Here is a 20,382-nt window from a genome sequence, read left to right on the forward strand (position 1 = left end):
TGAGAGAGAACACACGATGAAGGTCGCCATCGCCGGTGCCGGCGCAGTCGGGCGCTCGATCGCCCGTGAGCTCCTGATCAATTCGCACGAGGTCACCCTCTTCGAGCGCAACCCGTCCCACATAGATCGGGATGCGGTGCGAGAGGCGACGTGGGTACAGGCCGACGCCTGTGAACTGAGCAACCTCGAGCAGGCGTCGTTACAGACATTCGACGTGATGGTCGCGGCGACCGGCGACGACAAGGCCAACCTCGTCGTGAGTCTGCTCGCGAAAACCGAATTCGCGGTCAACCGGGTGGTGGCCCGGGTCAACGATCCGCGCAACGAATGGTTGTTCGACGACGACTGGGGTGTCGACGTCGCGGTCTCCACGCCCCGCATCCTCGCATCGCTGGTCGAGGAGGCGGTATCGGTCGGAGACCTGGTCCGCCTGATGACGTTCCGTCAGGGCCAGGCCAATCTGGTCGAACTCACCCTCCCACCGAACACCAGCCTGGCAGGCAAGCCGGTGCGGAAGCTGGAGCTCCCGCGCGACGTGGCATTGGTCACCATCCTGCGCGGCGGCCGTGTGATCGTGCCGCAGAGTGACGACGCCATCGAGGGTGGCGACGAGTTGGTGTTCATCGCCCCCGCCGAGGCCGAGCCTGCATTGCACCAGGCGATGCAGATCCACTGAGGGACCGACCCCGGCCGAACCCGCCGTTGCGCGGCGGCCCCGGCTCGAACGTGTCAGCGTGAGGGGTTGTCGGCGATCCCGGCAGTGTCGTTGTCTGCACCGGTCGCCTCGTCGACGGCGTCCATCCGGTCCTCTTCGCGCGTCGCCCGGCGGACCAGCACGACGGTCGCCAGCACGGCGAGCGCGGTCAGTGGCCAGCCCATCGAGATCCGCGCAACCGCGAGCCAGCCGGTGCTGCCATGGTCGTAGAGCTCCGACTGCGTCAGGTACCGGGCGAAGAACACCAGAGCCCAGAACGCCGTGGCGAAGTCATAGGCGAGCAGGGTCTTTCGATGCTTGCGCCAGGCCATCCCGTCGCCGCTGATCAAGTTCCAGGCGACACCGACCAACGGCCATCGCACCACGATCGACGCCACGAAGACGACGGCGTACGCGAGCGTGGTCCAGATGCCGAAGAGGAAGTAGCCCTTCGCGTCTCCGACCCTGTGGGCGATGAACACACAGATCGCGACGCCGATCAGGCCGGAGATGGCGGGGTTGAGCGGCTCACGGCGCACGAGGCGCACGCAGAAGATCGCCAGGGCGACGGCGATGGCCGCGATCATCGCGGCGGTCAGACCCCACACCGCGTTGACGGGCACGAACACCACGATCGGCACCGTCGAGTAGATCAGTCCGGACACGCCGCCCATCTGCTCGAGAATCGTCGGTGCGGGCGGCGGGCTCTGATCGGCGGGATCGTCGACGCGCTCCGGTCGCCTCCCGGCGCCGGCCGCGTCGTCGACGGGGCCACCAGCCGACGGATCATTCGTCGTCTGAGCCATAGAGTTCGTAGTACGGGTTGTAGATCACCTTGGTGCCGTCGTGTTCGGCGAGCCGACCACGCACCGTCAGCTTTCGCCCCGGCTCGACTCCCGGGATCCGGTTACGGCCCAGCCATTTGAGAATCACGGTGTCGGAGCCGTCGAAGAACTCCGCCTTCACCCCGACCTTGGCGGAGCGTGAACAGGTCTCCACCGCCCGCAGTTCGCCGTGCATCGTCACCTCGTCACCACGACAGCACTCCGAGGCGCGCTGCGCGCCCGTGGCACGTGACTCCTCTGCGATCTGTACGGCGTCGGCATCTCCGAGATCTTCGGTCAACCGGCGCGTCAACCGCTTGAGATAACCGGTGGTAGCCATCACACCCTCCTGGGTGACTTGTCGCGAGCGAAGTGGGCTGAGTGCAAGACCCTGCTCGCCTCCGCCAGCCTAATCCTCTTCTTGCTCCCTGTTCAACGTCGGGCATGATCATGACATGCCCGAGACAGCAGGTTCGGATCGGAGGGTGCCGACCACGATCGTGGCCATTCCCGGAACGGGTTCCGACGCTGATTACGTGCACCGCGCCTTCGGCCCCGCCGCAGACGAGATGGGGCTCACACTGGTTGCGCTCGAGCCATCGACGGACCTGGTCGATGGGCATCTCCGCAGCCTCGACGAGATCGCCGACGCCGCCGGACCGCTCATCGTGGGAGGCGTGTCCATCGGCGCCGCGATAGCGCTTTCCTGGGCGCTGCACAACCCATGTGCCGGGGTGTGGGCGGCGCTGCCTGCCTGGACCGGCGACCCGGCCGATGCGCCCGCGGCGTGGAGCGCCCGCGCCACGGTCGCCGCCCTGGCCGCCGACGGTCTCGAACCGACCATTGCCGCGATGGCGGCGTCGAGTCCGGCTTGGCTCGCAGCCGAACTGAGCCGCTCGTGGCGGGGACTCCATCCCGGGCTCGGCAAGCAGCTGGCCGACGCCGCCGAGTTCCACTCCCCCGACCTCGCGCAGATCGCCACCCTCACCGCGCCGTTGGCGATCACCGCGGCCACCGACGATCCGGTCCACCCCGGCGAGGTGGGCCGGGCATGGGCGGCCGCGGCGCCGAGATCGGCGCTGGCCGAGGTGACGCTCGCCGAATGGGGCGACAATCCGGCCGTTCTCGGATTCGGTTGCGCGCGAGGCTGGCTCGGGATCAGGTGACGACGATGGTCGGCCGGCTCAGCCGCGCCGGTTGCGGCGGAAGCGCTGCATCGCCGAGCCGGATGAGCGTGGCATCGGCTCGTCGTCCTCCACCGCAGGCTCTTCCGTCGCTGCGGGTTCCTCCGCGGTCGCGGGCGGCGCGCCGTCTTCACTGATCACGGTGGCCGACGCGACCTGCTCGAGTGCGCCGCCGGGAACCGAATCGTCCGGAGAACCCGCTGGGCCGCCAGTTTCGTCGGTCGGCCCCTGCTCGTCGAGCATCTGCTGCTGCGCTGCGGCGACCTGCTCGGCGAGGACCGGCGGCAACACGATCGGCAGTGCGTCCCGCGGCGGGTGCGGCTCGTCTCCCCGACGCACCACGGATTCGGCGAGGACCGCCCGGGCGAGCCGGCCGAGCTCGTCGGCGGTCTCGTCGGGGCCGCTGGCGATACATCGCACCATCCATCGCGGTCCGTCCACGCCGACGAAACGATGGGCGGCACCCGGGACGGTCGCGACGATCTCGCGACCCCAGTGGCCGTCCTCGATCGACACCTGCGCGCCCTCCTCCCGCAACGAGGCCGCGAGCTCCGTGACGACCTCACGCCACAGGCCCGGGGACTTCGGTGCCGCGAACGCGCTCACGCTGATCCGCCCGTGCGGCGTCACGAGGTAGACGGCCTCCGGCTCGTGCGCGGCGGACATCTCCACCGTGACCTGGCCTCCCTCGACGACCGGCACCAGTACGGAGCCGAGGTCGAGGTGGGAGTTCTCGAGTTCCTCGGCGGGGGTGTCGAGAGCTTCGATGTCATAGGGCCCGCCTGCCGAGCCGATCCGCAACTCGCCCTGCTCATCTCGTGCCATGTCGTGTACTCCTTGGGAAGTGTTCGCTCACCGAGCGCATCGTCGGTCGGCCGGTCGTCGGTCGCATCACGGACCGGGATCGCCGTCGATCTCCGGAAGTGCCTCCGCCAGCACCGCATGCCCGCCGCTGGAGCCATAACCGCCGGACCCGCGACTCGTGTCGTCGAGCTCGTCGACCTCGACCAGCTCGGGCAGTTCGACACGCTGGACCAACAACTGGGCGATGCGGTCCCCCCGCGCGATCGAGATCGACTCGTCGGGATCGAGATTGATCAGACACACCTTGATCTCGCCACGATATCCGGCGTCGATGGTGCCGGGCGCATTGACGATCGAGAGTCCCGCCCTCGCGGCCAGCCCAGACCTCGGATGTACCAGCCCCACGGTTCCGACCGGCAATGCCACGGCGAGTCCGGTACCGACGAGCTGGCGGCGACCCGGCGCCAGCTCGAGGTCGGTCGTCGAACACAGGTCGACCCCCGCGTCGCCGGGATGCGCACGGGTGGGCAGCGGGATGTCGGGGTCGAGTCGGCGGACCCGCAACGCCCCGATCGGGGCCGGCCGGTCAGATGCCGCGGCGGAGGATTTCGGCGTCACGAGGGCAGACTACGCTGGTCGCGTGACTCCTCCAGCATCACCTGAGAATCCGGCCGATCCGTCATCCGGCGACGATCACGTCGAGGTTCCCGGCAACGCACACCGATCAGCGGGAGAAGAGAACTCAGGTTCTGATCGCTTCCACGAACGACTCCACGTGCCGTGGTGGTGGTGGGTGGCCGCGGCGGTCGTCACGGGCGTGCTGGGCTACGAGATCCAGCTGTCGGCGCACCGCTCGGCCTGGAGCGTGGCGGGCTATGTGGTGGTCGGATTGCTGTGCGCGTGGATGTTGTGGTCACTCGGCCGCGCGTCGGTCCGGGTGACCCCGGACCGCGAACTGCACGCCGGACGCGCACGCCTTCCGCGGACGGTCATCGCGCGTGGCGCCACTGTGCCGGCAACCGCCAAGAGCGCCGCGCTGGGCCGCCAACTCGATCCCGCCGCGTTCCTCATGCACAAGGCATGGGTCAAGACCATGGTGCTGCTGGTGCTCGACGATCCCGATGACCCGACACCGTATTGGCTCGTGTCGACCCGGAATCCGTCGGCGCTGCTCGCGGCGCTCGACCTACCGGACGCGGCCGCCGAGGCGGGTATCGCCGACTGACCGTCGGAGGCATTGCCGACTGACCGTCGGAGGCATTGCCGACTGACCGTCGGAGGCGGGATCGGCAACGCGACCCGCCTCCTCGTCGAGGCTCAGGCGCAGTCGACGCAGATCATCGAATTGCCGTTCTCGCGCGCGAGACGGCTGCGGTGGTAGACGAGAAAGCAGCTCGTACAAGTGAACTCGTCGGCCTGCTTGGGGATCACCCGCACCGACAGTTCCTCGCCGGAGAGATCCGCACCCGGCAGCTCGAACGATTCGGCCGTATCGCTCTCGTCGACATCGACTGCCGAGGACTGGGCTTCGCTGCGACGCGCCTTCAACTCCTCGAGCGAATCCTCGCTGATGTCCTCGGTCTCTGTGCGTCGTGGCGCATCGTAATCAGTAGCCATTGTGTGCCTTACCTATTAGAGAGAGTGTGAGGGGCGCTCTCGGATATGTCGGCTTGTGACCGAACAAACCTAGGTGCGCGAGCCCGCCGGGATTGTCTTGCCGGCGGCGTCTCTACAACGTCGTGACCGGTGCAATTCGTTACCCAGAACCCTGCAGATCGGAGTGATCTTCATCACATTCAATCTGCGCGCCCCCCACTGGTTGGAGGGGCGGGCGCCCGAAGCTTAGTCCACCGGTGTGGCTCGGTCAACGATCTCCTCGGCTCGATCATTCCCGGCGCGTCCGCCCGAATGAGCCGACCATGCCGAATCCCTGGCCCGAACGCGTCGGACAGGGGCTCTGTCCAGGCGTTATCCGGGCTCACGGCCTGCCTGCGCGTCGCGCGGATCGGCACCGTTTACAGTGGGCGCCAAGGTCGGGTGTCGGAGAAGGAGCCAGTTCACGGTGGTGTCGCAGCTAACATCGGGATCCTCGGTCGACTCCAAGGGTCGCCCGTTTCGTCGTCGCCGACTCCGCCCGGCCATCATCCTGGCCGTGGTGTTGCTGATCGCGGGATTGATCACCTGGGCGGTGGCGCTCGCCGATTCGGGCCCGGTGGCGGTGCCCACCAACTGCAACCAGCCCACCGAGGCATCTGCGCAGCCATCCGGGGTGGCGGCGCCGGATCCGGGAATGCCCGCACCGACGCCTGCGCCCACCACGGTCACACCTGCCGACCGCGACGAGATGCTCGCCGTGGCCCCCGCCGCCCTGTCCACTTTCCAGGTCCGGGTGCTCAACGCGTCGTCGCAGCGCGGCGCGGCACGATCGGTCTCCGACGACCTGACCGGCCAGGGGTTCAATCCGGCTCCCGACGCGCCGTACGGCGACGACACGGTCTACACCAACCAGGATCTGTCGTGCTACGCGCAGATCCGCTTCGGTCCGGCGGGCAAAGCGAGTGCCGCCGCCGTCTGGCTGGCCCTGCCGTGCGCCCAACTCGTCGACGACGGACGCCAGGGCACGGGTGTCGACGTCGCGCTGGGCAAGTACTACGAGGGGCGCGAACAGTCTCAGGATGCGCAGGCCGCACTCGAGGCGCTGCGATCGGCGGATCCCAAGGACCCGCGGACCGGCGCCGACCCCACCCTGGTCAAGGCAGTCCACTCGGCGTCCTGCTGACGCGCAACGGCTTCCGACCGGCTGCACCGGGCGGACGGCATCAGGCGGACGGCATCAAACCTCGTGCCCCGAGACCATCGAGGAGCCGTAGGAAATCGTCGGCGATACCCGGCGCCACGGCGATCGTCGGATGGCCGTCACCCGACCGAGAGTCGGGGGGCGGAGTGAGCACGTGCGCGCCTGCCTCGGCGGCGATCAATCCACCGGCGGCCCAGTCCCACGGACTGAGCCCGTGCTCGAAATGCGCGTCGACCGCGCCACTGGCCACCATGCAGAGATCGAGTGCCGCCGCACCGACGCGTCGGATGTCGCGCACCTGCGGGAGCATCTCGGCGATGATCGCGCCCTGGGTGGCGCGGCGGTCCGCGTCGTAGGAGAACCCGGTGGCCACCAGCGCCAGATCCAGGCGACCGATGGGGTTGCAGGACAGCTCGATCCGTCCGTCGCCCGCGTCGACGTATGCGCCGCAACCGAGAGCGGCCGAATACGTGATCGCGCGCGCCACATCGACCACGGCTCCGGCCACCGAGCGTCCGTCGATCTGGGCCGCGACCGACACCGCGTACGCGGGGATGCCGTACATGAAGTTCACCGTGCCGTCGATCGGATCGACCACCCACCGCACCCCGGAAGGGACGTCGACGGTGCCACCGGCCTCCTCGCCGAGGATCTCGTCCCCGGGGCGGCGCGATCGGAGCTCCGCGCGGACCAGCTGTTCGGTCTCGGTATCGGCGAGGGTCACCGGATCGGTCGGTGTCGACTTGGTGCTGACCGCTGCCGCGTCCTCGTCCGGGGCGTCGCTCTCGGCGCGGACCGCGTGCGGATCGTGGCCCGGCCGTGGACCGAACAGCTCTGGCCGTCGTCGCCGCACATGGTCGGCCGCGCGTTGCGCCACGTCGATCGCGACGCGCTCGAGGACCTCTGGCCCGGGATGATCCGTCACGCCCCTATGTGAGCACACCCGTGCGTGTTCTGCCCACGGGGGCTCGATCCTGAACGAGGGCCGTGCACTGGGTGACGACTTTGCATCGACCCCGAGCACGGTCCCGGCGGGCTGGATAGCCTTGAGATCGCGCCATTTCCCGATGGGTGGATCAGAGAGGATTCGACATGACCGACGCCGAGGTAGCGAGCACCACCCGAGCCGGGGCAAATCTCGGATTCGGGGTCGACGTCGGCGGTTCCGGCATCAAGGGCGGAATGGTCGACCTCGACACCGGCCTGCTCGTCGGAGATCGGTTCAAGGTGCTGACCCCGCAACCCTCGACCCCGGACGCCGTTGCCGGAGGCGTCGCCGAGGTGGTCGACCACTTCGGCTGGACCGGCCCCGTCGGGATCACCCTGCCCGGCGTCATCACCGACGGCACCATGCGCACTGCGGCCAACATCGACAAGGGCTGGATCGGGACCGACGTCTACGAACTCTTCAGTTCCGCGTTGTCGGGCAGGACCGTGTCGGTGCTCAACGACGCCGACGCGGCCGGGATGGCCGAGGACCGCCACGGCGGCGGTGCGGGGATCGAGGGCGTCGTCATGCTCCTCACCCTCGGCACCGGGATCGGGACCGCCATCCTCATCAACGGCACCCTGGTACCCAACACAGAGCTCGGCCACATGATCGTCGACGGCAAGGAGGCCGAGCATCGAGCGTCCTCGAAGGTCAAGGAGGACAAGGGCTGGTCCTACGAGAAGTGGGCACACAAGCTCTCGCATGTCCTCGAGGCGTACGAGGCGCTGCTCTGGCCGAAGCTCTTCATCGTGGGAGGCGGGATCAGTCGCAAGTCGGACAAGTGGATCCCGTACCTCACCAACAAGACGCCCGTTGTGCCGGCGACCCTGCTCAACACCGCGGGTATCGTCGGTGCCGCGATGGCCGTCGATGCCGGTCTTCGCACCTGAGTCCGGCTGTGGACCGTCGGCGGCACGCCCACAACTCACTGACCTGGCCTTTGTCACATTCGGTGGACCGATGTCGTTACAATGGTCCTCACCGGTGATCACGCACCGAGAAATCAAGCCCTGATCCGCGTCGGCGTATGCCGCCGTGAGAGATTCACGATAGTCAGTTCCGAAAGGTTGTACGTGGCAGCCACCCAGACCCGCCAGGCCGACGTCGACGATTCGACAGACGCGACGACCGCCACGGAGAGCGCGCCGGCGAAGCGACCCGCAAAGAAGGCGGCCAAGAAGGCCCCTGCCCGCAAGGCAGCCGCCAAGAAGGCGGCAAAGAAGGCCCCGGCGAAGCGCGGAGCCAAGAAAGCCGCCAAGCCGTCCGATGCCGACAACGTCGAGTCGAACGAGGACCTCGACGGCACCGGCACGATCGACGACATCGACGCCCCCGACGGCGAACTCGATGAGGACGTGGTGATCGACGACATCGCCGTCGACGACGACGATGACGATGACGACGCGGCCGACGGCGGAGACGCCGAGACCGACGACGATCCCGAGGAGACGGTGGTCGTCCCCGCCGCAGGCGGAGCAGGCAAACCGTCCGCCGCCAAGGGCAAGCAGGCCGCGGAGGAGAAAGAGAAGACCGCAGGCGACTTCGTCTGGGACGAGGACGAGTCCGAAGCGCTGCGACAGGCCCGCAAGGATGCCGAGCTCACCGCGTCCGCCGATTCCGTCCGGGCCTACCTCAAGCAGATCGGCAAGGTCGCGCTGCTCAACGCCGAAGAAGAGGTCGAGCTCGCCAAGCGCATCGAGGCAGGACTCTTCGCCACCGAGCGACTGCGCCGGATCGTCGATTCCGGCGACAAGCTCAGCACGGCGTCCAAGCGCGACCTGAACTGGATCTCGCGCGACGGCAACCGGGCAAAGAATCACCTGCTCGAAGCGAACCTCCGCCTCGTCGTCTCCCTGGCCAAGCGCTACACCGGTCGCGGGATGGCCTTCCTGGACTTGATCCAGGAAGGCAACCTCGGTCTGATCCGCGCCGTCGAGAAGTTCGACTACACCAAGGGTTACAAGTTCTCCACGTACGCCACGTGGTGGATTCGGCAGGCGATCACGCGTGCGATGGCCGACCAGGCCCGCACCATTCGCATCCCGGTGCACATGGTCGAGGTCATCAACAAGCTCGGTCGTATCCAGCGTGAGCTGCTCCAGGATTTGGGTCGCGAGCCCACTCCCGAAGAGCTCGCCAAGGAGATGGACATCACGCCGGAGAAGGTGCTGGAGATCCAGCAGTACGCCCGGGAGCCCATCTCGCTCGATCAGACCATCGGTGACGAGGGCGACAGCCAGCTCGGCGACTTCATCGAGGACTCCGAAGCCGTGGTCGCGGTCGACGCGGTGAGCTTCACCCTGCTCCAGGATCAGCTGCAGTCGGTGCTCGAGACGCTCTCCGAGCGCGAGGCCGGCGTCGTCCGGCTGCGCTTCGGTCTGACCGACGGACAGCCGCGCACCCTCGATGAGATCGGTCAGGTCTACGGCGTCACTCGTGAGCGTATCCGCCAGATCGAATCGAAGACGATGTCGAAGTTGCGGCACCCGTCGCGTTCCCAGGTGCTGCGCGACTACCTGGACTGATCCGAACGGGACTCAAGCGTCACAACGCGGGCGGTGCGAATGCGCCGTCCGCGTTCGGCGTGTACGGCCGTGCTTCGACGACGACGTCGGTGGGCAGTGCACCGTAGAGGTGTGGGAAGCGCATGCTCTCCGGGTCGTCGGGCGCCCCTGGCTCCCACACCACAGGCGCCGACAACCGGTCCGCGTCGATGACGAGGAGCACCACGTCGTCACGCCCGGCGAACAGTCGATTCGCGGGTAGATGCACCTGATCCGGTGTGGACAGATGGATGAAGCCGTCGTCGGCCACCGACGATGGATTGCGAAACCCCGAGCGGCGCGCCTCGGCCCACTCACCATGGGTGCACAGATGCAGCAACACGCCAGCGGATTCGTCCGACATCATCCCTGCGGAGTACCCACGCGAACGACGTCTTGTCAAGAGTTGTACTCGGCCGGATTCCGCGGACGTGGCGGATGCGTGGCTTCCGGTCGGCGCGCCTTACGATTCTCCGCATGCTGGTGACCCGACGCGCCGTCGACCTCCTCCGGGTGGCGTCCATGCTGTGTCCGCGGCGTCGCGGCCCGTTCGTCTGACGGTCGCCGCGGCGCGTCCCCGACCGCGCTGTCCGGTACCGGGCCAACCCCGATGGACGCGCGTGTCCCGCTCCCCGCCGCCACCTGAATCGAAAGTCTCACCGCATGCGCACCATCGTTCTGATCGGCCTCGTGGGCCTCGCCGCACAACTCGTGGACGGCAGCCTCGGCATGGCCTACGGGGTGACCACCACCACACTGCTTCTCGCGGTCGGCACCAATCCGGCCGCCGCGTCGGCCACCGTCCACCTGGCGGAGATCGGGACCACGTTGGTCTCCGGCGTCGCCCATTGGCGTTTCGGCAACGTCGACTGGAAGGTGGTCCGCCGGATCGCGATACCCGGCGCCATCGGCGCCTTCGTGGGTGCGACGGTCCTGTCGAATCTGTCAACCGAGGCCGCCGCCCCGCTGATGGCCGTCATCCTGCTGCTTCTCGGCATCTACATCCTCGCCCGCTTCACACTGCAGGGCATCCCTCGCCACCACCTCGGCAAACCGCTCCGTAAGCGCTTCCTCTCCCCTCTCGGCCTGATCGCCGGGTTCGTCGACGCCACGGGCGGCGGAGGCTGGGGGCCTGTGGGGACGCCCGCCATCCTCGCCAGCGGTCGACTCGAGCCGCGCAAGGTCATCGGTTCGATCGACACAAGCGAGTTCATCATCGCGGTCGCCGCGAGCCTCGGTTTCCTGTTCAGTCTCGGCTCCCAGGGCATCAACTTCGCGTGGGTCGGTGCGATCCTGGTAGGCGGCATCATCGCGGCTCCCATCGCGGCCTGGCTGGTGCGCCACATCCCGCCGCGACTGCTCGGAGCGTCGGTCGGCGGCCTGATCGTGCTCACCAACACCCGCTCGCTGCTGCGCAGCGACCTCGTCGACGTCCCGGCCGGGGTCCAGGCAACCATCTACGTGGCGGTTGTCGTGATCTGGGCCAGCGCGTTCGCATATTCGCTGCGCGAGTACCTGCGCGACCGGGAGAACGAGTCCTCGGACGCGATCAGCCGGGCCCGCGAAGAGCGTCAGGTCGCGGTGACACCCGCCGCCGTCGACACCGTCGCACCCACCGGCTGACCGCCGACAGTGACATGTCGGTGCGGATTTGTTGCCGTCGTGCCTCGCCGTGTTACGGGTGAGTGACGACACACCCGAGCGGGCTCTCGGAACAATACGAAACCCCCAAACGTCTGACATGGTGAGGGCGACGCATCAGACCGATGTGTCGGCTCACGAAGGGAAAGGCGACCGACCTCGGACGGATCCGCCGGACCGGGACGGAGGAAATATGTCAGACACCGCCACCACATCCCCGATCTCCATGCCGCTCACTGCTGCCGACCGCTGTGACCGCTGCGGCGCAGCCGCCAAGGTTCGGGCGGTACTGCCCGCGGGCGGAGAGCTTCTCTTCTGCCGTCATCACTTCAACGAACACGAGGCGAAGCTCGTCGAGCTGTCCGCCACGGTCGTGGAGTCCGCGAGCGAATTGGTCTGATCGATACCAGCAACCGCGACGACCCGGCCGGGAGATCCGGCCGGGTCGTCGCATATCCGGGTCCCGCTCATTCACGCTTCTCTGTGTGTTCTCAGCGCCATTCGCGCAGCGCGGCGATCCGTTCACGCAGCTGATCAGCACTCGCCATCGCCGTCGGGGGTCCGCCCAGCCGCGTTCGTAGCTCGTTGTGCACCATCCCGTGCGGCTTGCCCGTCCGGTGATGATGCATCGCGACCAGGCCGTTGAGCTCCTTGCGCAACGCGTGCAGGTTCTCCCCCGCAGGACGTGGACTCGGCGCGGCCGCAGGCGTATCGACCGCCGCCGCGGCGGTGCGATCAGACACCTGCTCGGCCTGTCGTTTACGCAGCAGGGCGCGAACTTGGTCTGCGTCGAGCAGGCCGGGGAGACCCAGGTAGTCGGACTCCTCCTCGCTCCCCGCGAAGGTGGCCGTTCCGAACGACGCACCGTCGAAGATGACCTGGTCGAGCTCGGCGTCGGCGTGCAGCGACTCGAACGCCTTCTCGTCCTCGCCCGGCTCGTCCTTCTGCTTGTTCGCATCGATCAGCAGCGCATCGTCGAGGCCCTCGCTCTCCCGATGTGGTTTGCCCAGCACGTGGTCGCGCTGGGCTTCCATCTCGCTGGCCAGCCCGAGAAGCACCGGCACCGATGGCAGAAACACGCTCGCTGTCTCGCCCGGACGCCGCGATCGTACGAAGCGTCCGATCGCCTGTGCGAAGTAGAGCGGCGTCGAGGCGCTGGTGGCGTAGACACCGACCGCGAGTCGCGGCACGTCGACGCCTTCCGACACCATCCGCACCGCGACCATCCATTCGTCGTCGGATGCCGAGAACTCGGCGATGCGCGACGACGACTTGGGGTCGTCGGAGAGCACGACGGTCGGTCGCTTGCCCGTGATCGCCGTGAGCAGCTCGGCGTAGTCTCGCGCCGTCGTCTGGTCGGTGGCGATGACCAGTCCACCCGCGTCCGGGATACCGCCCGCCCGCAGTTGCCGCAGCCGCGTGTGCGCACCCTCGAGGACCGCGGGAATCCAGTCGCCGTGGGGATCGAGCGCGGTCCGCCACGCCCGTGCGGTGTGCTCCTGCGACAACGGCTCGCCGAGTCGCGCGGTGAACTCCTCACCCGCGCTGGTCCGCCAGCTCGCCTGCCCGCTGTAGGCGAGGAAGACAACCGGACGGACCACGCCGTCGGCGAGCGCGTCGGCGTAGCCGTAGGTGTGGTCGGCCTTGGACCGCAAGACCCCGCCCGCCTCGGGCTCGTACGTGACGAACGGGATCGGCGAGTCGTCGGAGCGGAACGGGGTGCCGGTCAATGCCAGCCGGCGCGTCGCGTCCGAGAAGGCCTCCCGGATCGCATCGCCCCACGACTTGGCGTCACCACCGTGGTGGATCTCATCGAGGATCACCAAGGTCCGCCGGTTCTCGGTCCGCACACGATGCCGGGTGGGATGCGCCGCGATCTGCGCATAGGTGAGAGCGACCCCGTGATAGTCGGAACTGGTCTGGCCCGTCGAGTTGCTGAACCGCGAGTCGAGTGCGATCCCCACCCGGGCAGCCGCTTCCGCCCACTGGTGCTTCAGATGTTCCGTCGGCGCGACGACGGCGATCTGTTCGACCGTCCGATCGTCCAGCAGTTCGCGCGCCACCCGGAGCCCGAAGGTGGTCTTCCCGGCGCCGGGTGTGGCCACCGCGAGAAAATCCTTGGGACGGCGTGTCAGGTACTTCGTCAGTGCGCGCCGCTGCCAGGCGCGTAGCGCCGGGCCTGCCGCGACGGCCACCTCGTCGTCGGCGGATGGGTCCTGGGCTGCTGAAGTCACTCCTGCACTGCTCCTGACACCTGTCATCGGGGCCGGACACCACGTTCCGGGGGCATGAAACATCCCCTCGTGCACGCGATCTTCGCCCGGCCCGGTCGCTCGGTTCCCGATCCATCCGCACACTCAAGGGGACCTCCGACATGTTACCGGTGGCCGCTGACGACGGCCCGGGCGACGCGCACTCGGTCGCGCGGTGTGACGCAGACGGTCCCGTCCGCCGGCGGCCTGGGCGACCGACCACACACCACGCCGGGACCGGTCACCCGCTTCCGTGCGTGATCAGGGATGCTGGACCCATAAACAGTCGCAACCGGAACCCCGTACCGATACCCGAGGACAGCTCGTCGTCGGCGGGTGCGTCCTATGCGCGGAACCCCGGCAACGCGAGCAGCACACCCGGTCAGAACACTCCGACCACCCCGCTCTTCGGCCCCGCACCGCCGACCACGCCGACTGGCCGTCGCACGGCAGAGCCGAGGCCGTCTCGCCCTCGCGAACCGCAACCCGCCTCGGAGGCGCTCGAGCGCGAACGCACCGGTCGCCCGCCGCTCGACGACGCCTCATCCCGCCCGCCCACCGGGCACGACGACCCGGCAGTGGAGTTCTCGCGCTCTCCGGGGCCCCCGGTGCTACCGAATCTGCACCGGTTGGTGTGGCGGACGATCAAGAAGGCCTGGGACGACGGCATCGTCGGCTGGGCCGCCCAGGCCGCCTTCTGGCAGGCGCTCTCGCTACCGCCGCTGGTGCTCGGGATTCTGGGAAGCGTCGGCTACATCGCCGGATGGTTCGGCCCCGACACCGTCGACGTGATCTACGAACGGATCATCGCCTTCGCCAACCGCACATTCTCCGACAACGTGGTCGGCGACATCATCAAACCCACCGTCGACAACGTGCTCGGACGGGGTCGCGTCGTGGTGATCTCGGCCGGCTTCGTCATCTCGCTGTGGGCCGGATCGTCGGCGGTCTCCTGTTTCGTCGCATCGATCGTGCGCGCGCATGACCAGCATCAGGTACGAAATCCCGTGTGGCAGCGCTTCTTCGCCCTGTTCCTCTACGTGGCATTCCTGGTCATCGCGGTGTTCCTGCTCCCGCTCGTCGCGCTCGGTCCCAACTATCTGCACGAGATCGTGCCCGAATCGTGGGATCCGATCGTCACCCACTTGATCGACTACGGCTACTTCCCCTTTGTCGCCGCACTGATGCTGATCGTTCTCACCACGCTCTACCACCTGGCACTGCCCAATCCTCTGCCCTGGCACCGCCTCGTCGGCGGCGCCGTGGTGGCGGGGGTGTTCTTCTGGATCGCGAGCTACATCCTGCGGATCTACCTGACCGCGATCACCCGCGCCGGCTACACCTACGGGGCCCTGGCGACCCCGATCGCCTTCCTGCTGTTCGCGTTCTTCTTGGGGTTCGCGATCGTGGTCGGCGCCGAGTTCAACGCGGCGGTGCAGTCCCTCTGGCCTGCCAAACCGGCCGCGTCCACCCAGGTACGCGAGTGGGTCTCCTCGCAGACCTCCGATATCACGGGTCAACTCAAGACGCTGCCCGACCGGCTGGCCTCCGGCCCGATCCGGCGTGGCCGCTACCCCGACGATCCGGAGACCGGACGAGAGCGACCGGCCCGGACACGATCGACACGATCCCGACCACCCGACGACGGGCAGGCCGGCTGATCGTCGTCGCTCAGCCCTTCTTCATCCGCTCGTAGATCTTCTTGCACTTCGGGCAGACCGGCGAACCCGGCTTGGCGGAACGGGTGACCGGAAAGGTCTCCCCGCACAACGCGACCACATGACTACCCATCACGGCGCTCTCGGCGATCTTGTTCTTCTTCACGTAGTGGAAGAACTTGGGGCGGTCGTCATCACCATGGTCGGTGGCGTCGGCGTCCGGCCGTTCGTCGACATCGGTCCGTTCGTCGAGGTCCGGCCGCTCGATCGTCTGAGTTCCCATGGGTCCATTGTGCGACACACCCGGTGTCCGCGGCCAGCCGCGCCGGTCGTCGGCCACCGGGCCGGTCCGATCCCGCAGGCCCGCGGCCGCGGGGGATCCCGACGGTGCAATCCACTCCCGAAAGTGGGACAGTGGATTCATGGCTGGCGACGGATCCGGGGCACGCGGGGGCACGGGCACAGATGGTGCCCGGATACCGCACCGCCACGACCGCGACGCCTTCCTGATCACCGACGCACAGCAGTCGCTCGAGGACCAGCAACGCAGGCGAGTGCGCAAGTATCTGACGCTGATGGCCTTTCGCGTTCCCGCGCTGGTGATCGCCGGAATCGTCTACAGCTCGACCGGCAACGGTCTGCTCGCCCTCGCAATCGTCGCGATCTCGATCCCCATCCCCTGGGTCGCGGTCCTGATCGCCAACGATCGTCCGCCACGCAAGCGTGGCGAGGCACCGCAGTACAAGTACGGCGCCGACCACTCCGTCGTCGAACAGATGTCGTTGGAGAACACCCCGAGACCCCGGGTCGTCGACACCACCGTCGACACGCCGGACGGCCTGCGGGACGACGACCCGGATCACGGCACCCGCTGACCACACTCTCAGCAACTTCTCATGTAACCCCCTGAATCGACCTGCCGAAATCGCTGGTCATCCCGGTCTCCGACGACGGCGTCGCGGGAACCCCCGGGAACTTTCACCCCACCGAACGCGTTGGACCTCATGAACGCACTCAAGTCAGGAGGCCGAATGTCACGCTCGACAGTTTCACGCCCGACCACGACTACTGGATTCGCCGACGATCCCACTTCCGCCCGCACCCGCCCCGCGATGACGGAGCAGGATCTCGATGCACAGTCCCCGGCCGCCGACCTCGTTCGCGTCTATCTCAACGGCATCGGCCGTACCGCCCTGCTCAACGCCGAGCAGGAGGTCGAACTCGCCAAGATGATCGAGGCAGGCCTCTACGCCAAGCATCTGTTGGCCACCAAGAAGCGGTTGTCGGCGACGCGGAAGCGTGATCTCGCGATCATCGTCCGCGAAGGAGAGTCGGCCCGATCGCACCTCCTCGAGGCCAACCTCCGTCTGGTCGTCTCGCTGGCAAAGCGGTACACGGGTCGCGGGATGCCCCTGCTCGACCTGATCCAGGAAGGAAATCTGGGTCTGATCCGCGCGATGGAGAAGTTCGACTACGCGAAGGGCTTCAAGTTCTCGACCTACGCGACATGGTGGATCCGCCAGGCCATCACCCGCGGCATGGCCGACCAGAGCCGCACCATCCGCCTGCCCGTCCACCTCGTCGAGCAGGTCAACAAGCTGGCTCGGATCAAGCGCGAACTGCATCAGCAACTCGGCCGTGAGGCCACCGACGACGAGCTCGCCAGCGAGTCGGGCATCCCGGCGGAGAAGATCGCCGACCTGCTCGACCACAGTCGTGACCCGGTGAGTCTCGACATGCCGGTCGGCAGCGACGAGGAAGCGCCTTTGGGCGACTTCATCGAAGACGCCGAGGCGACCTCCGCCGAGAACGCCGTGATCGCCGGTCTGCTGCACTCCGACATCCGCTCGGTGCTGGCGACGCTCGACGAACGCGAGCAGCAGGTCATCCGGATGCGCTACGGCCTCGACGACGGCCAGCCGCGCACCCTCGATCAGATCGGCCGCATGTTCGGGCTCTCCCGCGAACGGGTACGGCAGATCGAGCGTGAGGTGATGGGCAAGCTGCGCCAGGGCGAGCGTGCCGAACGCCTGCGCGCCTATGCCAGCTGATCGCTAACCCAGCCGTCTCGGTCCGGTGTCCGCTCGTGTGGGCACCGGACCGACGCGTATCAGGGCGGTGAGCACTGCGGCACCGTCCGGCGAGGCCAGTATCGGGTCCAGCACCACCTCACGGACCTCGGGGATGTCCTCGACCAGCGTGGAGATCCGCAGCAGCAGATCGGCGAGCGCCGCACGGTCCACCGGCGGCTCGCCGGCGTAGCCGTCCAGCAACGCCGACGAACGAGGTTCATCGATCAATTCCGACGCGTCGAGCGCCGACAGCGGGATGGCGCGATAACCCTGGTCACCGAGCAGATCGAAGGTTCGCCCGGACAGGCCGAATGAGATGAGTGATCCGAACGATCGGTCGTCGCGCACCCGGATCATCGTCCCGATCCCCTTCGGCGCCATCTTCTGGATGTGCAGCACGCGATCCCCGGTCAGCTCACTGAGCTCGGCGAAGGCAGTGATCACCGCGGTGGCGTCGGGCAGATCGAGCCGGGCCCCCTCGCGGTCCAGACGGCCGCGCCATGCCTTCGATGTCGCCTTCACCGCCACCGGGAAGCCGAGTTCGCGCGCCGCGGCAGACGCCTCGTGCATGGTGGTGGCCTCCCGGAACGGCACGATCGAGATGCCGTACCAGCTCAGCACGGTCGCCGACTCGACGTGTCCCAGAGCCCGGCCTGGATCGGATGTCGCGTCCGCCCCGTCGAGGTCGGCCATCGCCTCCCGGACAAATCCACGCGCGGCCTCCGGGTCGGTGTCCTCGGGTCGATGGATCGGTGATTCCGGTCGCTCCCGCCATTTCGCGTACTGCCAGGCCCGGGCCAGTGCGTTGGCCGCGCGCTCGGGGCTGCCGTAGGACGGGATCGACCCGACGTCGGGCAGTCCGTTGGCGCCCGGCTTCATCAGCCCCGGCGGGATTCCCTCGACCGCGAGGAAGGTCGTCACGATCGGCTTCGGATGGTTCACGTCCTGCTCGGCCGCGCCGTCGCCGACGGGTGTGGTCTGCGAGTTGGCCGCGGCCATCAGCGCGCGCGCATGCCAGTCGGCGTCCACGGCCACCGGCGGTACGAACACGACGACCACGGCATCCACCGAAGGGTCGCCCATCGCGTCCGTCACCGCCGACTCGAAAGCGTCCTCACTCGCGCCGGCCCCGAGGTCGATCGTCTCGGTCACCTCCAGCCCTCCGCCACGGGCGGTCTCGGCGGCCAGGCTGCCGAGCACCGACGAGTTGCCGATGATGCGGGTGCGGGGGCCACGCGGTAGCGGTTGGTAGGCGAAGATCGTTGCGCAATCGAAGAGTTCGGAGATGGTGTCGACCTGGATGACACCAGCCTGCTCGAGCACCATCTGGGCGATCTGGTCGTCGAGACTGGCCGCCGACGAACGGGCCGCACGCGCAGCCGTCATCGCGCCCTTACCCGACTTGACCGCGACGATCGGTTTCGATCGCGAGACGCGGCGGGCGATCCGGGAGAATTTGCGCGGATTACCGAAGCTCTCGAGGTAGAGCAAGATCACGTCGGTCGCGGTGTCGCTGTCCCAGTACTGGAGCAGGTCGTTGCCCGACACGTCGGCACGGTTGCCGGCGGAAACGAACGTGGACAGACCGATCTGGCGACGCGCGGCGGTGTCCAGGATCGCGATCCCGAGGGCACCTGATTGACAGAAGAATCCGACGCGGCCGGTGGCCGGTATCCGTGGCGCCAGCGTCGCGTTGAGCGCCACCGACGGTTCGTTGTTGGCGACGCCCAGTGCGTTGGGACCCACCAGGCGCATGCCGTGTTCACGGACCTGTTCGAGCAGTCGGTGCTCACTCTCCAGACCCGCCTCGCCACTCTCACCGAATCCCGACGAGACCACGACAAGTGTCCGGACCCCCTTCACCAGGCAGTCGTCGAGGACCTCGTCGACGGTGGACGCGGGCACCGCGACCACCGCCAGATCCACCGGATCCGGGATGTCACGAACTGTGGGATACGCCCGGATGCCGCGCACAGACGGTGGCCGGGTGTGGCGGCGGCGCTCCGCCGGGGTCGACCGGGCCGGCCCGGGACCTCGGGCAGTCCGTGACCCGGTGGGCCCATCGACGCTCGTCGATCCGTCGTCGGCGGGGCCCGGACCGTTCACCGGGAACACCGGCCCGGTGAATCCGCCGGCGATGATGTTGGCGAGCAGCGCATTACCGACCTTCTTCGGATCGGTGGAGGCGCCGATCACGGCGACCGACGACGGGCGCAGCAGGTTGGCGACGCTGCGCGCCTCGGAGGCACGCTCTCGCGCGTTGCGCACCGACAACAACGCCTCGGTGGGGTCGATCAGGAACTCCACGTGCACGGTGCTTCCGTCGAAGTTCCGCGACAACTGATAACCGGCGTCGCGGAACACGGCCACCATGTTCGGGTTCTCGCTGAGCACCTCTGCCTCGAAGCGGACAAATCCGCTCTCCGCGGCCGCACCCGCCAGGTGTTCGAGCAGGATGGGCCCCAGGCCTCGGCCCTGATGGTCGTCGGCGACCACAAAGGCCACCTCCGCGGATTCGGGCTTGCCGTCGAACTCGAGTCCTTCGTAGAGGCCGATTGCGATGATGTCGCCGCCGAGTACCGCTACCAGCGCGACGCGCTTCTGATAGTCGACGGTCGTCATGCGCGCGACCTCACGCGGCGGAAGGGCCGGAGTCGGCCCGAAATATCGCATGTAGCGCGTGCGCTCCGACAGGCCGGCATGGAACCGGACCACGCGATCGGCGTCGTCGGGGACGATCGGACGCAGATGAACGACACCACCGTCGGAGGCCAGCACATCGGCGATCCAGTGACGCGGATAGTCCCACGGCTCACGCGGCTGCGGTCGGTCGGCCGCATCCCCGGAGTTCACCGCTGTCGCGGTGTTCGCCGGGTCCGTCTCCGTCACAGGGTCTTCGGACGGCATCTGGTCGTCGCTCGC

General features: G+C 67.9%; 21 protein-coding genes. 11 read left to right on the forward strand and 10 right to left on the reverse strand.

Annotated elements, in window-relative coordinates:
* Positions 1 to 16: 16 nt before the first annotated feature.
* Positions 17 to 676: a TrkA family potassium uptake protein gene (locus tag GTV32_RS05450; protein WP_161059259.1), complete on the forward strand. Its 660-nt coding sequence runs from the start codon at positions 17 to 19 to the stop codon at positions 674 to 676.
* 53 nt (positions 677 to 729) lie between these two features.
* Here GTV32_RS05450 and GTV32_RS05455 read toward each other — a convergent pair whose 3' ends face one another.
* Together GTV32_RS05455 and GTV32_RS05460 are read right to left on the reverse strand one after the other, a co-directional pair.
* Positions 730 to 1,368, reverse strand: a complete 639-nt coding sequence (locus GTV32_RS05455) for a DUF3159 domain-containing protein (protein ID WP_237421711.1) — start codon at positions 1,366 to 1,368, stop codon at positions 730 to 732.
* Between the two features lie 112 nt (positions 1,369 to 1,480).
* Complete coding sequence (locus tag GTV32_RS05460) at positions 1,481 to 1,858, reverse strand: OB-fold nucleic acid binding domain-containing protein (RefSeq protein WP_161059261.1); 378 nt, start codon at positions 1,856 to 1,858, stop codon at positions 1,481 to 1,483.
* A 115-nt stretch (positions 1,859 to 1,973) separates the two neighbouring features.
* Here GTV32_RS05460 and GTV32_RS05465 point away from each other — a divergent pair, with 115 nt between their 5' ends.
* Positions 1,974 to 2,684 (forward strand): alpha/beta hydrolase, encoded by a 711-nt coding sequence (locus GTV32_RS05465; protein ID WP_161059262.1) that lies wholly within the window; start codon positions 1,974 to 1,976, stop codon positions 2,682 to 2,684.
* An 18-nt stretch (positions 2,685 to 2,702) separates the two neighbouring features.
* Here the strand turns inward: GTV32_RS05465 and GTV32_RS05470 are convergent, their stop codons facing one another.
* Together GTV32_RS05470 and dut are read right to left on the reverse strand one after the other, a co-directional pair.
* Positions 2,703 to 3,527, reverse strand: a complete 825-nt coding sequence (locus GTV32_RS05470) for a DUF3710 domain-containing protein (protein ID WP_161059263.1) — start codon at positions 3,525 to 3,527, stop codon at positions 2,703 to 2,705.
* 66 nt (positions 3,528 to 3,593) lie between these two features.
* Entirely contained in the window at positions 3,594 to 4,124 is a 531-nt protein-coding gene (dut, locus tag GTV32_RS05475; RefSeq protein WP_161059264.1) for a dUTP diphosphatase, read from the reverse strand.
* Between the two features lie 22 nt (positions 4,125 to 4,146).
* On the opposite strand from dut, the gene GTV32_RS05480 reads away from it, so the two are divergent.
* A complete protein-coding gene (locus tag GTV32_RS05480; RefSeq protein ID WP_343287218.1) occupies positions 4,147 to 4,731 on the forward strand; it encodes a DUF3093 domain-containing protein in 585 nt (194 codons plus the stop codon).
* Between the two features lie 92 nt (positions 4,732 to 4,823).
* Here GTV32_RS05480 and GTV32_RS05485 read toward each other — a convergent pair whose 3' ends face one another.
* Positions 4,824 to 5,123 (reverse strand): DUF4193 domain-containing protein, encoded by a 300-nt coding sequence (locus GTV32_RS05485; protein ID WP_161059266.1) that lies wholly within the window; start codon positions 5,121 to 5,123, stop codon positions 4,824 to 4,826.
* 445 nt (positions 5,124 to 5,568) lie between these two features.
* On the opposite strand from GTV32_RS05485, the gene cei reads away from it, so the two are divergent.
* Positions 5,569 to 6,285, forward strand: a complete 717-nt coding sequence (gene cei / locus GTV32_RS05490) for an envelope integrity protein Cei (RefSeq protein WP_161059267.1) — start codon at positions 5,569 to 5,571, stop codon at positions 6,283 to 6,285.
* A 40-nt stretch (positions 6,286 to 6,325) separates the two neighbouring features.
* On the opposite strand, the gene GTV32_RS05495 is transcribed toward cei, so the two are convergent.
* Positions 6,326 to 7,228, reverse strand: coding sequence for an inositol monophosphatase family protein (locus GTV32_RS05495; protein ID WP_343287219.1), 903 nt, complete (start codon positions 7,226 to 7,228; stop codon positions 6,326 to 6,328).
* A gap of 167 nt (positions 7,229 to 7,395) precedes the next feature.
* Here GTV32_RS05495 and GTV32_RS05500 point away from each other — a divergent pair, with 167 nt between their 5' ends.
* Together GTV32_RS05500 and GTV32_RS05505 are read left to right on the forward strand one after the other, a co-directional pair.
* Positions 7,396 to 8,184, forward strand: coding sequence for an ROK family protein (locus GTV32_RS05500; protein ID WP_161059268.1), 789 nt, complete (start codon positions 7,396 to 7,398; stop codon positions 8,182 to 8,184).
* A 183-nt stretch (positions 8,185 to 8,367) separates the two neighbouring features.
* The gene (locus GTV32_RS05505) at positions 8,368 to 9,819 is read left to right on the forward strand and encodes an RNA polymerase sigma factor (protein ID WP_343287220.1); all 1,452 of its coding nucleotides are present in this window, start codon (positions 8,368 to 8,370) and stop codon (positions 9,817 to 9,819) included.
* 19 nt (positions 9,820 to 9,838) lie between these two features.
* On the opposite strand, the gene GTV32_RS05510 is transcribed toward GTV32_RS05505, so the two are convergent.
* On the reverse strand, positions 9,839 to 10,201 hold the full coding sequence (locus GTV32_RS05510) for a DUF952 domain-containing protein (protein WP_161062363.1): 363 nt from the start codon (positions 10,199 to 10,201) through the stop codon (positions 9,839 to 9,841).
* A 299-nt stretch (positions 10,202 to 10,500) separates the two neighbouring features.
* On the opposite strand from GTV32_RS05510, the gene GTV32_RS05515 reads away from it, so the two are divergent.
* A complete protein-coding gene (locus tag GTV32_RS05515; RefSeq protein WP_161059270.1) occupies positions 10,501 to 11,460 on the forward strand; it encodes a sulfite exporter TauE/SafE family protein in 960 nt (319 codons plus the stop codon).
* A gap of 211 nt (positions 11,461 to 11,671) precedes the next feature.
* Positions 11,672 to 11,878 (forward strand): hypothetical protein, encoded by a 207-nt coding sequence (locus tag GTV32_RS05520; protein ID WP_161059271.1) that lies wholly within the window; start codon positions 11,672 to 11,674, stop codon positions 11,876 to 11,878.
* A 91-nt stretch (positions 11,879 to 11,969) separates the two neighbouring features.
* Here GTV32_RS05520 and GTV32_RS05525 read toward each other — a convergent pair whose 3' ends face one another.
* Positions 11,970 to 13,739: a DEAD/DEAH box helicase gene (locus GTV32_RS05525; protein ID WP_161059272.1), complete on the reverse strand. Its 1,770-nt coding sequence runs from the start codon at positions 13,737 to 13,739 to the stop codon at positions 11,970 to 11,972.
* A gap of 299 nt (positions 13,740 to 14,038) precedes the next feature.
* Between GTV32_RS05525 and GTV32_RS05530 the strand changes: the two genes are divergently transcribed.
* Positions 14,039 to 15,391: a YhjD/YihY/BrkB family envelope integrity protein gene (locus tag GTV32_RS05530; protein WP_343287433.1), complete on the forward strand. Its 1,353-nt coding sequence runs from the start codon at positions 14,039 to 14,041 to the stop codon at positions 15,389 to 15,391.
* Between the two features lie 10 nt (positions 15,392 to 15,401).
* On the opposite strand, the gene GTV32_RS05535 is transcribed toward GTV32_RS05530, so the two are convergent.
* The gene (locus GTV32_RS05535; protein ID WP_161059274.1) at positions 15,402 to 15,671 is read right to left on the reverse strand and encodes a DUF3039 domain-containing protein; all 270 of its coding nucleotides are present in this window, start codon (positions 15,669 to 15,671) and stop codon (positions 15,402 to 15,404) included.
* Positions 15,672 to 15,810: 139 nt separating this feature from the next.
* On the opposite strand from GTV32_RS05535, the gene GTV32_RS05540 reads away from it, so the two are divergent.
* Together GTV32_RS05540 and GTV32_RS05545 are read left to right on the forward strand one after the other, a co-directional pair.
* Positions 15,811 to 16,263, forward strand: coding sequence for a DUF3099 domain-containing protein (locus GTV32_RS05540; RefSeq protein ID WP_161059275.1), 453 nt, complete (start codon positions 15,811 to 15,813; stop codon positions 16,261 to 16,263).
* Positions 16,264 to 16,419: 156 nt separating this feature from the next.
* The gene (locus tag GTV32_RS05545) at positions 16,420 to 17,439 is read left to right on the forward strand and encodes a sigma-70 family RNA polymerase sigma factor (RefSeq protein ID WP_161059276.1); all 1,020 of its coding nucleotides are present in this window, start codon (positions 16,420 to 16,422) and stop codon (positions 17,437 to 17,439) included.
* 3 nt (positions 17,440 to 17,442) lie between these two features.
* Here the strand turns inward: GTV32_RS05545 and GTV32_RS05550 are convergent, their stop codons facing one another.
* A complete protein-coding gene (locus GTV32_RS05550; protein ID WP_161062364.1) occupies positions 17,443 to 20,367 on the reverse strand; it encodes a GNAT family N-acetyltransferase in 2,925 nt (974 codons plus the stop codon).
* Positions 20,368 to 20,382: the final 15 nt, after the last annotated feature.

Source organism: Gordonia sp. SID5947, from assembly GCF_009862785.1.
Classification (GTDB): domain Bacteria; phylum Actinomycetota; class Actinomycetes; order Mycobacteriales; family Mycobacteriaceae; genus Gordonia.